This window comes from Paenibacillus sp. PK1-4R, from assembly GCF_030369595.1.
Classification (GTDB): domain Bacteria; phylum Bacillota; class Bacilli; order Paenibacillales; family Paenibacillaceae; genus Paenibacillus.
The window spans coordinates 6,007,925-6,022,285 of the sequence record NZ_CP126535.1 but is presented as its reverse complement, the minus strand read 5'-3'; the positions used below and the strand labels follow the sequence as shown (position 1 = coordinate 6,022,285).

Genomic DNA, 14,361 nt, shown 5'->3' with positions numbered 1-14,361 from the left:
GCAGTATAGGATTCATTCTAGAGGAGGGATGTTGAGGAAGCCTTATCAAATTATGAATAAAGTATTACAGCTGTGGAGGGTGCTCAGCAGATCGGCAGATAGAACCGGAAGGTTGTACCTTGGCCTTCTTTACTAGTAAAGGAAATATGGCCTCCATGTGCTTCAATAATGCTTTGGCAGATGGAAAGACCCAGCCCTGTACCTTCCTGCACATGTTGGTCTGCATGACTCGCCTGGCCTTTGAAATAACGTTGGAAAACAAACGGCATGTCCTGTACACGTATGCCCTGACCCGAGTCGGTGATGGTCACTTTCAAATGCCCAGATTCCAGTTCCGTGTCTATACGTATCGTATCTCCCTGAGCTGTATGTTTGAGGGCATTGGCGACAAGATTGGAGATGACTTGTTCAATTCGAGTGGGGTCGATAGCGATTAACACATTGGGGATGTAGTTGGGTCCTTTATAGATAAGCCCCTTTGTTAGGACAACATGTTCAATAGGTTTCAACATCGTCTCCAGTATAGGCCCACTGTACATTTCACGGGTTTCCACCGAAATCTGCCCCAATTCCCGAAGTGCATGAACCAGCAGATCCTCCACAAGGCGTGCCGTTTTATCCGTATGGGTCCGCATGACTCCCATATATTCCATCAGCGTCTCCTGATCGTTGCATAGTCCTTCCTCAATAGCTTCTATGTATGCTTTTATTGTGGTAATTGGTGTTTTAATATCATGAGATATATTGGTGATGAGTTCTTTTTGTGCTTGTTCCTGCTGAATACGCTGCTCGCTCATATGTTTAATCTCCGTGCGCATTAGATCAAACATGGCATATACTTCGAGCAATTCATCGTTCCGGTTGTACTGAATTTTTTCTTCATAATTGCCTTTAAGCATGGATTCCGCATGTTGCTTCAATTGATGGATGGGAGAGAGCAGGTGTTTGTCCAGTTTTTGTTTCATCCAGAATAGAAATAAGCTCAGAATCAGTGACAGGAGCATGAGTGCGCTAATCAATATAACCGGAAAAGTCATCGATTGCTGAACCGTAACCATGGCTTGGGGGATGGAAAAGATGGCATTACCGATCTGACTTCCCATCGGTCCGTCCATCACGGGAAACGCAATATCAAGCAAATCATTACCGTCCGCGGCCTGCGTGGCATGATGCAGATCATAATGAAGAGCTGTACGCAGATTAACTTGCGTTCCTTCAGAGGTGGGGTCGGAGGACAGAATGACTTTTCCATCCAAGTTTAGATAGGTAAGTAGAACTCCGGTCTCTCTGGCGGTGGAATGTATGTCTTCACGAATATTTTGTTCATTAAGATGCTGATGATTTTGCTCCAAAGCGAGTAAGATCGGATTGACCTTGAGTCGAACCTGATTCAGGGACAGATTGGATTCGCCTGAATTTCGATCTTGTAACAGCATCATCGACAGTGCAAGGATACTTAAAACGATAATAATGAGAAGGCCAAGTGTTGTTAACAACCAGCGTTTGGACCAGCTGTTCAATGACATGTGGGAGCCTCCAATCTCACTTATTCGTAATTGAATTTGTAACCGACACCCCATACCGTCTTCAGAACGGTCGGATGCGAGGCATCTGCCTCGATTTTTTCACGCAGTCTGCGAATGTATACGGTTACGGTATTTTCATCGCCGTAGGTTGCATATCCCCAGATGGCGTCAAGCAACTGGGCTTTGGAGAACACCTGATTCTTATGGCTTGCCAGATAATGAAGTAATTCGAATTCCTTGGCGGACAGAGAAACTTCCGATCCGTTCAAAGTAACTTTATAGGCTTTTTTATCAATCACCAGGTTTCCAAGATGCAGTAGATCTGTTCTGTCCCGATCTGATGTCATGCTGTCATAACGCCTGAAGTGGGCATTAATCCGTGCTAACAATTCGCTGAGCGAAAAGGGCTTCGTCATATAATCGTCTGCTCCAAAGCCAAGACCAAGTACCTTATCGGTATCACTGCCTCTGGCACTTAGAATGAGGATGGGGATATTGTTGCGCCGTCTAATCTCTCGACAGACCTCAATCCCGTCCATGTCCGGAAGCATAATGTCCAGAATGATGTAGTCTGGTTTAATAAGCTCCATAATCTGAAGTCCATCTTGGCCAGTGGCTGCCACGGCGGCTTCATATTGATTTTTGGTTAAATAATCTCGCAGAATGCGCGAAATATCTGATTCATCCTCGATGATGAGGACTTTGCGCTGGTGGGTTAGCATATGTATCGCTCCAGTATGATAGATGTTAATCGAATATATATGTATGAATTTGTAAAATGACTGTCTCTATAATTGTACAGTCTTGTTCTGTGGGAGTCACATAAAAAAATATTGAATTGAACTTCATTCTTATAAAAATGGTCTGACTTCTATTCGCACTAAAAGCTGATTACAGTTTACTGTATCAAAAATAACCCATGAACCTCTTTAAGGTCATGGGTTTCTGATCTGATACTGCTCGTCACACATGCTCCAGATCATCGATAGGCTCATGCTGTCTGGATTTGAGATACTCCGCCGGAGACACACCGAAGTGCGCCCGGAATACCCGGTGGAAATAGGAGTAACTTGCAAAACCGCAGGATTCGGCAATATGCTCCAGTGTCATTTCACTGTATTTCATTCGTTCCAGCGCCGCATTCAGACGGATCTCAATCGCATATTGAATCATGGTCTGATTGTAATGTTCCTTAAATAAACGGACTGCACGTGACAGACTGAGTCCTGCATAACGTGCCGCTTCATCAAGCTTGAACGTAACCGTGGCATGCTCCTCAATAAAACGTTTTAACTTCAGCGCAGAGGAAACTGCCCGATCGGTCTGAATATTCTCTTTAATTGCCCGGTCAATATACAGACATAATCCGCGCAATAACGCATCCTTTAGCTCCGCATTTTCCTCAAGAGGTCCGCGACGTTTCTCAAGTAACATATTTCTCCACAGGCTGATGAGTTTATCATCAAGTCCAATTCGGCTCACGGTAGATCGATGCTGCCTTTTCCACCAGTTCTCGATCCAGCTGCCCTCGCAGAACAGATAATAATCTCCGCTGGACAAGCGTCCTTCCTTATGTGGTTCATCTACAACGAGATGGTAGTCATCACCAGGCTTTAAGAGCAGCAAGTCCCCGCTTGTCATCCTGAATTCCTCATCCTGTACATACACCTTGCACGAGCCTTCAGTCTGCAGACGGAACAGATAGGTTTGCAGCTCGCCCTTCATATTATGTGTGAACGCCTTATAGTGGTATGAGTAGTCACAGATCAGTACAGATGTCTCTAACGTATCCAAAGATAAAATCCCCCAATATGTACATCCTGCATGCATTCAAATGGGCTACATTCAATAGATGCAAAATGATGGAAATAAAATTTGATCAGATAGTTCATGTTCTGACTATATTGTATATGTTCATTCTAGCCTGTTTTGCGTTAGGATGATACCAGATAGAGCAATGAAAGCAAATTTGAGAACAGAGGTGTATCCTACATGAAAAAACTTAATATTGGTTTGCAATTGTTTACACTCCGTGATGAAACTGCAGCAGATTTTCGTGGTACGTTGCGTAAGGTAGCGGCCCTTGGATATGAAGGTGTGGAGTTTGCCGGATATGGTGATATTCCAGCTGAGGAAATGAAAGCGCTACTAGATGAACTTGGACTGAAAGGATTCAGCAGCCACGTTTCACTACATGCGATGCGCGAAGACTTGCAAAAACAAATCGATTACCTGAAAACAATTGGTGCACAATATATCATTTGTCCTTACCTGATGCCAGAAGATCGTCCTGAGAATGCAGAAGGTTGGACCAAGCTATTCGCTGAGTTACAACAATATGGAGCTGAAGCAGCGAAACAAGGATTGATCTTCGGATACCATAACCATGACTTTGAATTCCACGGCCAGGTTGGCGATGCCAATGCCTTTGATGCCATGTTCGCTCAAACATCACCGGAAGCGGTAAAAGTGGAAATGGACGTATGTTGGGTACAATTTGCGGGACAAAATCCGATCGAGTATATTAATAAATATGCGGGTCGCTTGCCGCTGCTTCATCTGAAGGACTTCAGCAAAGACGAACAGGGCCAGATGAAAACACTGGAATTGGGACAAGGTTCGGTTGACCTGCCAGCTGTTATTGAAGGCGCTACGAATGCAGGTGTAGAATGGCTGATCGTGGAACAAGACGTATGTCAGAACCCTCCGCTTGAGAGCGTATCCAACAGCTACAACTGGTTGAAAGAAAACTACCTGAACCAATTCTAATGGGCCATCGAACCATGAAAAATGCTAATCTATTTGTCAAAGGAGACTTATGTACATGAGTAAAATTAAAGTTGCTGTATTCGGCTGTGGAGCCATTGCCGAGCGCAGACATATTCCAGAGTACGCTGCCAATGAGAACGTAGAACTTGTCGCTTTTGCCGATCCGATTGTGGAGCGTGCGGAGAAGATGGCCGAGACTTACGGCGGTAAAGCGTATTCCAATTACGAGGAATTGCTTGCAAACGAAACGGTGGATGCCGTTAGTGTGTGTACACCGAACTATCTGCATGCCCCAATGGCGATTGCTGCTGCAAATGCAGGCAAGCATGTATTGGTTGAGAAACCAATGGCAGTATCCACTGAAGAAGGCGAGCAAATGATCGAAGCTGCCAAGAAAAATGGCGTGTATCTGATGGTTGGACACAACCAGCGCTTGATGCCTCCTCACGTAAAAGCAAAAGAAATTCTCGACTCCGGCAGACTTGGAAAAGTTCTGAATTTCCGTACATCATTCGGTCACCCAGGTCCGGAAGGATGGAGTGTGGACGGAGCTGAAAGTTGGTTCTTCCGTAAAGAAGAAGCTATTATGGGCGCTATGGGTGACCTGGGCGTGCACAAATCAGACTTTATCCGTTACTTGCTGAATGATGAAGTATCTGAAGTGGCTGGTTTCATCAGCACACTGCACAAAGAAGGCACTAAGGTTGACGATAACGCAACTTGTTTGCTGCGTATGAAGAGCGGAGCGATCGGAACGCTCGTAGCGAGCTGGACACAATACAGAGCTGGAGACAACAGTACTGTTCTGTGGTGCGAGAATGGTGTCATGAAGATCGGAACAGTTGAAGGCGATGAAGTTATCGTTGAACTGACCAATGGCACAGTTGAGACGTACAAAGTTGGTGCCATGGCTACCAACGAGAAACAAGTACCGAGTGGTGTAATTGACGCATTTGTAGAGTCGATTGTAACCAAAACACCTCCAGCGATTTCCGGGGAAGAGGGCTTGCGTTCCCTGCAAGTGATCTTGGCAGCATTCGAATCCGAGAAAACAGGTCAGATCGTTAAACTGTAATCCATACAAATGACAGTGCAATTTCTAACATTCTATATGGCTTAATCTATGATATAAGGGACTTATCTTCAGAGAAGTGTTCTGGGATAAGTCCTTCTTTATTTGTTCCCGGGCAAGTGGGGGGAAAGTGAACAGGGATACGGTAATTGTGCAATAGGTTTTACAATAGTGGATCGCTTTTGCATAACAGAAAAGGCTGATATTATGCGCTATCGCGTAATATCAGCCCCTTAGAGTCATTAAAATTAATGATATAATGATTAACTTTCTTTAGATGCCAGCCGGTACATCACTGCCCAGATCCAGCCATGTTATTTCAGCAGGAGTAAGCGTGATGCGGGAACCTTCGTCACAGGACAGCAGCTCCGCCTGATTCTGGGCACCGATCAGGGCACAGGTTGGGAAAGTCTGATTCAATACATAGGCGAGTGCAATCTGAATAGGTGATGTTTTCTTCGAATTAGCCAATTGTTCAGCCCGGCGCAACCGTTCCCAGTTGCCATCACTGTAGAATACACGCACCAGGTCTTCGTTATCCCGAACTTCAGGTGTGAATCGTCCAGTGAAGAAACCACGCGCTTGAGAGGACCAGGATAGCAATGGCAGCTTGGTTTGGTCATGCCATGCCAGCGTCTCTGCATCTGCTGACACACAGCCTTCCCAGAACGGTTCGTTTGCTTTGGCGAGACTGAGATTTGGACTGCTGAATGTGAAGCCCTTCAGGCCATTTGCCGCAGCATATGCATTAGCTTCCTCGAGCCGCTGCCAAGTCCAGTTGGAGGCGCCAATTGCGCCGATTTTGCCGGATTCAATATGTTCGTTCAATGCTTCAAGAATAACACTCACAGGAGTATTTGGATCATCCCGGTGCAAGGCATACATCTCTACGTGATCTGTCTGAAGACGCTCCAGACTTTCCATCAAGTCACTGCGGATGGCATCAGCGTTCACGCGTGGCCCATTCTGGTCATGATGTGCGCCTTTGGTGAGAATGACGATCTGGTCGCGGTTACCACGTTCTTTCATATAACGACCAAGGACTTCTTCACTCTGTCCACCACAATAAATATGTGCTGTATCTACGGTGTTACCGCCAATCGACAGAAAAGCATCCATGTTCGTAGCTGCTTTATCGTAGGCATCATGCACGAAATAATCGGTTCCTTTAATCAATCTGGAGACACGTTTACCTGCACCAGCAATTTCGATATATTCCATAAGTCAGTTCATCCTCTCAATTATAGTGTAATTCGTGTACGTTCTTCCGCTGAACGAAGACAAGCTTCCAGCACTTTCATATTAGCTACCGCATCGGAAGGGGAGAAGCGCAGATCCTTACCCTGAAGTACAGCACGTGCCATATCATCTCCCTGTAGAGAGTAGTGGTTCACTTGTGGGACTTCAATCTCTCTGCGTTCACCACCAGCCGTTACATAGAAGTTGGAACTGCGGTCCTGTCCGCTGACAAATGCCGAAGGGACTTCGATAATCCCGTCGGATCCCAATACCTCCAGCGTGTTGCGGAAGGCTGCCCACATGCTGCTGTCAAACGTCACGCCAATGTGATTATTGAATTCCAGCAGTCCGGAAGCCATCATATCGACCTGATCATGCTGTGGGGAGAACATGCCAATAACGGTAACGGCATTTGGTTCTTGACCAAGCAGCAGACGTGCTACGCTGATGGAATAACATCCGACATCATACAGTGCACCTCCACCCCACTCTTTCCGAAAGCGGACATTGCCGGATGCATTGGAGTTATTAAATGAAAATGTGCTGTGCATACCACGAATCTCACCAATCTCACCGCTGGCAATGATATCCCTGATCTGCTCATATCGTGGATGATGGCGGTACATGAATGCTTCAGCCAGATGTACACCTGCATCTGCACAAGCTTGAACCATCTCCTGAGCTTCCTGTTCTGTCAGAGCCAGTGGTTTTTCGCACAAAATATGTTTGCCTGCTTCAGCAGCACGGATCGTCCATTCCCGATGCAGATGATTCGGCAGTGGGATATATACGGCATCAATGGAATCATCAGCGAGCAAAGCTTCATAACTGCCATAAGCCTTGTCGATCCCAAGTTGTTCAGCCGTTTGCTTGGCTTTATCTTCGTCTCGACTAGCAATCGCGGTTACTTCATTCAACTCGGATTGCTGCAGGCCTGGAATGACGGATTCCACAGCAATGCTAGCGCTACCAAGAATGCCCCAACGCAATTTTTGAACTGAATTCATGTGTTGTATCCTCCTGTGTATGAATGTATATTGTGATTATAAAGAATAGATCAATGAATTAAAATGATAATATATTGAGGTTAGTTAACACAATATTGTTGATCAAGGAGAACCGGCTATGATGAGACAAACCGTATTGCTTACCCTGCAGGATATTCCATATTTTTGTTATCCCGAGTCCGTTGGACATTATATGGACCACGTCCAGCATTCCGTGTTGCGGGAGGCAGGAGCACTGAACAACTTTAATATTCACTACGTCGCTGCGGGCAAAGGGTACGTGGAAGTGGACGGGGTGGTGCATGAGCTTCGCGCAGGTCAGGCCGTACTCTATTTCCCGCAGCAGCGACAGCATTATTATAGTAGTGAAGATGATCCGTGGGATGTACGATGGGTTCATTTTTACGGTGAACGTCTGCATGATTATATGATCGAGCGGGGGTTACATCGCAATCTATTATGGACACTGCGGCAACGCAGCTCTTGGGAAGAGGCTCATCTGGCCTTGCTCACTGAAGCGGAACAGAACACGATGCTGCGTCCGGCTCAACTATCCACATTGACCTATGCCGTACTCGCCGAGTTCGTGCAGCATGCAGTACCTTTAAAGAGTACACGTACCACAAGTAAGGCGGAGAGTCGGGTTCTTGCACTTCTTCCACAGATGCAGCAAGAGGCCTGTCAACCTTTCCTGTTACAGGACTGGGCGGATCTTGCAGGTGTGAGTTCGTATTACTTTTGCAAAATGTTCAAGAGTGCTGTGGAGATGACGCCTATGGAATTTATCACTCGTTCACGACTACAGATGGCGAAGCAATGGTTACTGGAACGGCCTGCGGCCAACATTGGACAGATTGCGGAGGAAGCGGGGTATCCCAATGCCAGTTATTTTAACCGCCAGTTCATGGCCCATGAGGGGATGACACCTACGGATTACCGCGGATTGTATCACAATTAACCCGTATCCTTTCGATGTTGCCAGTGTTTGAAATGTAGTGGTTTGACAGAGAACTCAATCAAGTCTATTATGGATAAATTAAATCCGTGTATAATGAGGTGCCCTCATGAAATATTCAAAAGCGACAAATTATGCTTTGCATACGATGCTTCATCTTGTAAGCACTGCTCCTGAGCAGCTGGTTAGTGTACACCAACTTGCAGAATTGCAGAAGGTATCACCAACCTACCTGTCCAAAATTTTGACCAAATTGGTTAAGGCGGGCATGATTGAATCTACTTCTGGTGCCAATGGTGGTTACCGACTTAGTCGTAAAAATCCGGACCCTTCTTTCCTGGAGATCATTCATGCGATTGAAGGTCAGGCGTCCCTGTTCGAATGTTCCCAGAATCATAACGCAGGCTGTTTGATCCAGCAGGTGATGGTGCAGGCGGAAGAAGAGATGGAAAGTTTTTTGAACAATAAAAAAATGTCAGAACTGGCTTCCCAGATGAAGGGTGCACATTCCCTGTAACTTGCACTAGAAGTGATCTTTCCCCAACCTCGCGAGAGGTAAGGAAAGATTTTTTTGTATCGTTGTACCTAATAGAAGGCGAATGGTACAATAAGGAAGGTATAGTATGCATACATACATGATCCTAATCTTACATCACATTTTACATCTCTGGAGGGACAACACATGAGCCAATCAACGATCACAGGACTGGAACAATTGCTCGCGCTTGAAAACATTCGGAACACCAAGGCGCGTTATTGCCGCTATATTGATACGAAGCAGTGGGATACCTTGGGTGATGTGTTTGCTCCGGATGCAGTGGCCGATTTCAGCACAGAGGGCAATCCAATTCCGGTATTAACAGGCCGTGATACGATCGTACAAGTATTCCGTGATCTTGTGGATGTTGCCGTAACTGTGCATCATGTTCATAGCGCCGAAGTTGAATTTGTATCTGAGAACGAAGCAAAGGTCATCTCCCCAATGGAAGATTGGGTCACGTTCCCGGAGGGCAATGAGAACAAATCCTTCCACGGATTTGGGCACTACCACGAGACTTTTGTCAAAATCGACGGCCAGTGGTACATCAAACATACAAGTCTGAAACGTCTTCGTTTGGACCTGTTTGAATAGTATAATCAGTGTAGAAGAATATAGAATTTGATCAACCGTAAAATAATAGCCCCGAGGAGCGTGATGAACGCATTCTTGGGGCTGTTTTGTGTTTGTGGGAGAGGGCAGCTGACACATGCACAGAAAAATGGGATAGAAAAAAGCCAGGTTCAGAACCCGAGGGTCCCTTCCTGACTTCTTTTGCTTAAATGAGATGTTAGATCCGGTTACTTGTTTCCGTAACTTTCCGTGACTGCATTCTCAGATACACCTGAGAGAAAATAACGGATGCCAGTGCAACTACGGTCATACCCCAGAAAATATTGGTGTACGCCGAGGATAGCGGCATGTTTTGCATCGCAGTTAACGCTACACCAGTGACAGCAACGCTGAAGGCACCGCTGAAGAACTGACTAAGTTGGAACAGTCCCATACCTGCGCCCACCTGATCCATGGTCAGATTGCCAGACAATTCATTGGACACGCTGGTGGTTAGGGAAGAGAAGCCAACGCTGAGCAGGACATAAACAGCCATAATGGCGTAGATGTTATTGTCTGCAAATAAGGCGAACAATCCGGCAGCAGCAAGTAGCAACCATGGTGCAAATTTCAACAGCAACGTATTGCCATGTCGGTCAATCATGCGGCCGATCCGGTTGGACAGCAGCATGGACACGACTGCACCCGGGAAGATGACTAGCCCGGATTGAGCAGGGGTCAGTCCATATAGATGTGCCAAAATTTGCGGCAGCAGGAACAACGTTGAGAAGTTATTGATGTACGATACAATCCCCAGCGAGCTGAGCATCATATATTTTTTGTCTTTGAACAAAGCAGGTTGAACAAATGGATCTGCCGCGCGCCGAATTCGGAGCCAGAACAGAAGCAGTGCTGCAGCACCGATAACAAGTGTGTACCACTGACGGGAAGTCAGGAATAACAGTACACCCGTAGTACCGATGGCAAGAAGCACGGCACCCAGCAGGTCAAATGAACCTTTTTGCGGTGTTTCCCGCGGAAGCAGTTTGAAGAATACAGGAATCAAGAATAACGTTAACCCCGTAACGATAAACAGATCATGCCATCCCAGGAACTGGGTAATACTTCCGCCGATGACGGGACCAAGTCCAAGACCCAGTGAACTGGCGGACATGATGACAGCCATCGATTTACCCCGGCGATCATGTGGAATGTACCGGGTAATCAGCACAATGGCGAGCCCCGGAACTGATGCAGCACCCGCAGCCTGGATCAGACGTGCAATGAGCAAAATGATGAAATGATTACTGAAGAACCCGAGAACGGATGCCGCACCAAGTAACGTAAGCCCGGTCGTGAATAATGTACGAATAGGTATGAAATCCGATAGACGTGAGAACGTAATCGAGGAAATGGCAAATACAATGGAATACCCTGTAACAATCCATGAGGAAGCGACGGATGTAAGCATAAATTCGGCTGCAATTTTGGGCAGGGCCAGATTAAACATCATTGTATTCATAACAACGAGTACAACGGTGAAACCAAGCAAGCTTACAATTAAACCTTCCTGTATTCCGGTCCGTTCCCCTGATGATGCGGTTGCGGTGTTGTTCATAAAAACCTCCTAAAGTGATGATGTGTATTTCGCAACATTTCAGAAACGGTGTGTAACATTTGCAAAATGTAGTATGATGTCAATCCCGTGCCTAACAGCAGGGGTTACATAACGAAATCATTAAAGTTCGATTGGTGTCGAACATTAGAAATATATCATGGATCTGTGTTAAAATACAATGGATAGTCTGATAAAAGGAGACTACAGTATGAAAATTTTACATCATCCACAGGTGTCAGATATTGAACTTTCCTCCGTATTGTATGCGTTAAGCGACCCGACCCGTCTTGGGATTGTTGCGGAAGCAGCGAGAAGCGGGGAGCAGCCGTGCAGTCATTTTCATGCACCTGTTGTGAAGTCAACGATGTCGCACCACATTCGCACACTGCGGGAAGCCGGAGTTATTCGGGTCAGAGTGCAGGGCACACAGCATTTTCTCACCCTGCGATCCGATGATTTGGAAACGCGCTTTCCAGGACTCCTGCAACCGTTATTGCAGGCCGCAGCTCAGTCGAGCACAGATCCTTCCTAAATGTTGTCCTTTCTTCAGGTCGAAGAGGGGACATTTTTATTTTCTGATACTGCATGTTCAAAAAGTTAACGATTCAGCACCGAGAAGGTTACGAGAACCTGAAGGAGGAGGAGCGGAGTGTAGGCAAATCTACATGAGCACCGGACTCCGAAGGTGAACGCAAGATTCGATGTCGAGTTCGCTTCGTGGTCTACTTCGTGATCAATTGGGGACTTTTTGAAATACTTCTAATACTGATGCGACATTCTGTGTCGTACCATGCCCTATATAATAACGGTGAACACACAAACCATATCGAAAAGAGGTTCACAACCATTGGCAAAAACCAAAAGAGGACGCGTCTTGTGGAGTCTTCCTTCCAGAGGCCGGGGAACATGCCCGGTGTGTAGCAGTACCCGAATTAAATTGTTGTATACGCAAACAAAAACAGACGGTACAAGTCTGAAAGTATGCAAGAAATGCTTCAAAGCCGTGCAATCCAGAGTGGATAAGGCACATGTATAACATAACTGGCCTGTTCTTCGGAACGGGCCATGTCTTTTGATATAATCGAATATATTAGGAATGGATGAGATGAGGGCGGGAAGATGAGTAACATGCATCGGATTCACTGGTTTGACGAACAGATTCGGGGTGGACGTTTTCCGAATAGCAGCTGGCTTGCCCGTGAGTTTGAAATCTCCCGTCGTCAAGCTCAGCGTGATATTGAATATATGGCAAGTTCCCTGCGAGCCCCTTTGGTGTATATGGCAAAATATCGGGGCTATTGTTATGAGGATCAGACTTTTCGATTGCCCCATTTGTATATGACCGAAGAAGAGCAGCGTGTGCTGAAATATCTGGCCCATCGCTATCGACATTACGATTATGATCAAGCAGACGCGGTGAAACGTGTAGCGCATTTGCTGGAGCGTTTTACGTTGGAGGAACAACAGATGGGAATTAGCGAGCTTCCGGTATTTTCGGCGCAACCGAAGCAACTGCAATTCTTTGAATTATTGTCCCATGCCATAACTGACTTGCGCAGAGTACATATTCATTACAGGGATCACGATGGAGAACGGCAGTTTTCCTTGTGTCCATTAAAGATGATATCCCAGTATAACGCCGATTACGTGGTGGGTTATGAAGCAGACCCTGTACAACAAGTGGCAATTCGCTTGGAAGGCATTGTTCATGTATCGATCTTGGATGAGAGATTTGAGTACAGGTCAGATGCTCTCCTAGGTGGATGGGAAGAACCACTGCCTGTGCGTAAACCGTTTGTAGCTGAGATTCGCTTGAAGGAATTGCAGCAAATGGACCTATGGCAAGGGTATCGTATCCAGGCTAGGCAAGATCAGATTTATTCAATTGAATTTTATGACACGGACGCTTTCTTGCAGCATTTGTTTATTAGCGAATGGGAGGAACTTTTGTCTCCTGGGTGGCTTAGACGCAAGCTTCAGCAAAGCGCAGAAGGATTAATTAACAGGCTCGCGATACAAAGTAAGATGGAATAAAGCAGCATAGAGAGGAGAAGATCCGTCCTTGGCTGAGAATATTTTAGATAACCTCATTATGAAGCGGGAGTCCAAATCGTACGTGGATAGTCTGCATGCGATACTCACCCATACAGGCCAGTTTAAAGGTTCCAAGGTTGTACTTGCCGGATATACGGGCATGGCTTTCAAGCTGTCGATACATCGCAGACTACTTCCCATGTCGGTTACAGCGTATGGACAATGGGGGGAGGCACATCGTCCCGGAGTCGATAACCTGGGGATATTCACGATTTGGGATGGGGGACGTACACGTCATTCCACGTTTGGTTATTACCAGCAGGATGCAGTGAATTGGGTGAGACGGAGTATTGATGAAGGCACTGGTGTGATTTACTGGATTCCTGAGTTCGGTGTTATTCATGGATATGATGACAGTGACCGCATCTTTTATGTGCAAGACGGATGGAGCAAGGAACCGCAGATTCTGTTGTATGACAATTTCGGCTTAAACTTTACCGGATTTTGGTATTGTCAGGTGTTTGGTGATCAGGTCCGCATTCCTGAACAGCAGATGCTGCTGGAATCCCTGCGACTGGCGATTGAGGATTGGGATATTCCCTATCGTCTGTTACCTGATCAGAATATTGCCTCAGGTAAAAAGGCATATGATGTGTGGGTGGAGGCCCTGCGGAGTGGGGATTTCGATGAATCCGGTGCAGGTTATATTTTGGAATCCTTCTGCCATTCGCGAACCGAAATAAGAATGTATTTGCAGGGTGTTCGAGGGATATGGAACGAACTGGACCAGGCTTGTGCATGTTATGAAAAGCTTGGAACGTTAATTGACCAAATGAAAGGATATATAGTTCAGCAGGAAAATAGACGTGTCTTGCGATCAGATACGACAGAAGATCTAGCACAGGTACTAGTGAAGGCGAAAGCATTGGAAGAGCAGGCTATTGATTATTTTCGAGTGATATCCCGGAAGTATCCTGACCGTAAAAGGTCCACTATACCACGGTGGGGAGCACATTCCGCGCGATAGGATGAGAGAGGAAGGGAGTGAAGG

General features: G+C 46.2%; 15 protein-coding genes. 9 read left to right on the top strand and 6 right to left on the bottom strand.

Annotation, left to right across the window (positions count from 1 at the left end; translation table 11 throughout):
* Positions 1 to 83 precede the first annotated feature (83 nt).
* The 3 genes from QNO02_RS26300 to QNO02_RS26290 form a co-directional block, all read right to left on the bottom strand.
* Positions 84 to 1,526, bottom strand: coding sequence for a HAMP domain-containing sensor histidine kinase (locus QNO02_RS26300; RefSeq protein ID WP_289390431.1), 1,443 nt, complete (start codon positions 1,524 to 1,526; stop codon positions 84 to 86).
* Between the two features lie 20 nt (positions 1,527 to 1,546).
* Complete coding sequence (locus QNO02_RS26295; protein ID WP_289390430.1) at positions 1,547 to 2,248, bottom strand: response regulator transcription factor; 702 nt, start codon at positions 2,246 to 2,248, stop codon at positions 1,547 to 1,549.
* Between the two features lie 241 nt (positions 2,249 to 2,489).
* A complete protein-coding gene (locus QNO02_RS26290) occupies positions 2,490 to 3,320 on the bottom strand; it encodes a helix-turn-helix domain-containing protein (protein WP_076253526.1) in 831 nt (276 codons plus the stop codon).
* 198 nt (positions 3,321 to 3,518) lie between these two features.
* Here QNO02_RS26290 and QNO02_RS26285 point away from each other — a divergent pair, with 198 nt between their 5' ends.
* Together QNO02_RS26285 and QNO02_RS26280 are read left to right on the top strand one after the other, a co-directional pair.
* Positions 3,519 to 4,295: a sugar phosphate isomerase/epimerase family protein gene (locus QNO02_RS26285; protein ID WP_036606781.1), complete on the top strand. Its 777-nt coding sequence runs from the start codon at positions 3,519 to 3,521 to the stop codon at positions 4,293 to 4,295.
* Positions 4,296 to 4,350: 55 nt separating this feature from the next.
* The gene (locus QNO02_RS26280) at positions 4,351 to 5,370 is read left to right on the top strand and encodes a Gfo/Idh/MocA family protein (RefSeq protein WP_289390429.1); all 1,020 of its coding nucleotides are present in this window, start codon (positions 4,351 to 4,353) and stop codon (positions 5,368 to 5,370) included.
* Between the two features lie 270 nt (positions 5,371 to 5,640).
* Here QNO02_RS26280 and QNO02_RS26275 read toward each other — a convergent pair whose 3' ends face one another.
* Positions 5,641 to 6,588, bottom strand: coding sequence for an aldo/keto reductase (locus QNO02_RS26275; RefSeq protein ID WP_289390428.1), 948 nt, complete (start codon positions 6,586 to 6,588; stop codon positions 5,641 to 5,643).
* 20 nt (positions 6,589 to 6,608) lie between these two features.
* Positions 6,609 to 7,613, bottom strand: coding sequence for a Gfo/Idh/MocA family protein (locus QNO02_RS26270; protein ID WP_289390427.1), 1,005 nt, complete (start codon positions 7,611 to 7,613; stop codon positions 6,609 to 6,611).
* A gap of 118 nt (positions 7,614 to 7,731) precedes the next feature.
* Here QNO02_RS26270 and QNO02_RS26265 point away from each other — a divergent pair, with 118 nt between their 5' ends.
* The 3 genes from QNO02_RS26265 to QNO02_RS26255 all read left to right on the top strand — a co-directional run bounded on the left by QNO02_RS26265 (position 7,732) and on the right by QNO02_RS26255 (position 9,700).
* The gene (locus QNO02_RS26265) at positions 7,732 to 8,571 is read left to right on the top strand and encodes an AraC family transcriptional regulator (protein ID WP_091038433.1); all 840 of its coding nucleotides are present in this window, start codon (positions 7,732 to 7,734) and stop codon (positions 8,569 to 8,571) included.
* Between the two features lie 106 nt (positions 8,572 to 8,677).
* On the top strand, positions 8,678 to 9,085 hold the full coding sequence (locus QNO02_RS26260; protein ID WP_017692155.1) for an RrF2 family transcriptional regulator: 408 nt from the start codon (positions 8,678 to 8,680) through the stop codon (positions 9,083 to 9,085).
* 165 nt (positions 9,086 to 9,250) lie between these two features.
* Entirely contained in the window at positions 9,251 to 9,700 is a 450-nt protein-coding gene (locus QNO02_RS26255; RefSeq protein WP_074096526.1) for a nuclear transport factor 2 family protein, read from the top strand.
* 196 nt (positions 9,701 to 9,896) lie between these two features.
* On the opposite strand, the gene QNO02_RS26250 is transcribed toward QNO02_RS26255, so the two are convergent.
* Complete coding sequence (locus QNO02_RS26250; protein WP_289390426.1) at positions 9,897 to 11,276, bottom strand: MFS transporter; 1,380 nt, start codon at positions 11,274 to 11,276, stop codon at positions 9,897 to 9,899.
* A gap of 208 nt (positions 11,277 to 11,484) precedes the next feature.
* Between QNO02_RS26250 and QNO02_RS26245 the strand changes: the two genes are divergently transcribed.
* From QNO02_RS26245 to QNO02_RS26230, 4 genes are all read left to right on the top strand, one after another.
* A complete protein-coding gene (locus QNO02_RS26245) occupies positions 11,485 to 11,808 on the top strand; it encodes an ArsR/SmtB family transcription factor (RefSeq protein ID WP_036606795.1) in 324 nt (107 codons plus the stop codon).
* Between the two features lie 315 nt (positions 11,809 to 12,123).
* Positions 12,124 to 12,312, top strand: a complete 189-nt coding sequence (locus tag QNO02_RS26240; protein ID WP_074096524.1) for a hypothetical protein — start codon at positions 12,124 to 12,126, stop codon at positions 12,310 to 12,312.
* Between the two features lie 83 nt (positions 12,313 to 12,395).
* Positions 12,396 to 13,310 carry a helix-turn-helix transcriptional regulator gene (locus QNO02_RS26235; RefSeq protein ID WP_133387202.1) on the top strand — a complete coding sequence of 305 codons (915 nt, stop codon included), beginning with the start codon at positions 12,396 to 12,398 and terminating at the stop codon, positions 13,308 to 13,310.
* Between the two features lie 28 nt (positions 13,311 to 13,338).
* A complete protein-coding gene (locus tag QNO02_RS26230) occupies positions 13,339 to 14,337 on the top strand; it encodes a cysteine peptidase family C39 domain-containing protein (RefSeq protein WP_240768313.1) in 999 nt (332 codons plus the stop codon).
* Positions 14,338 to 14,361: the final 24 nt, after the last annotated feature.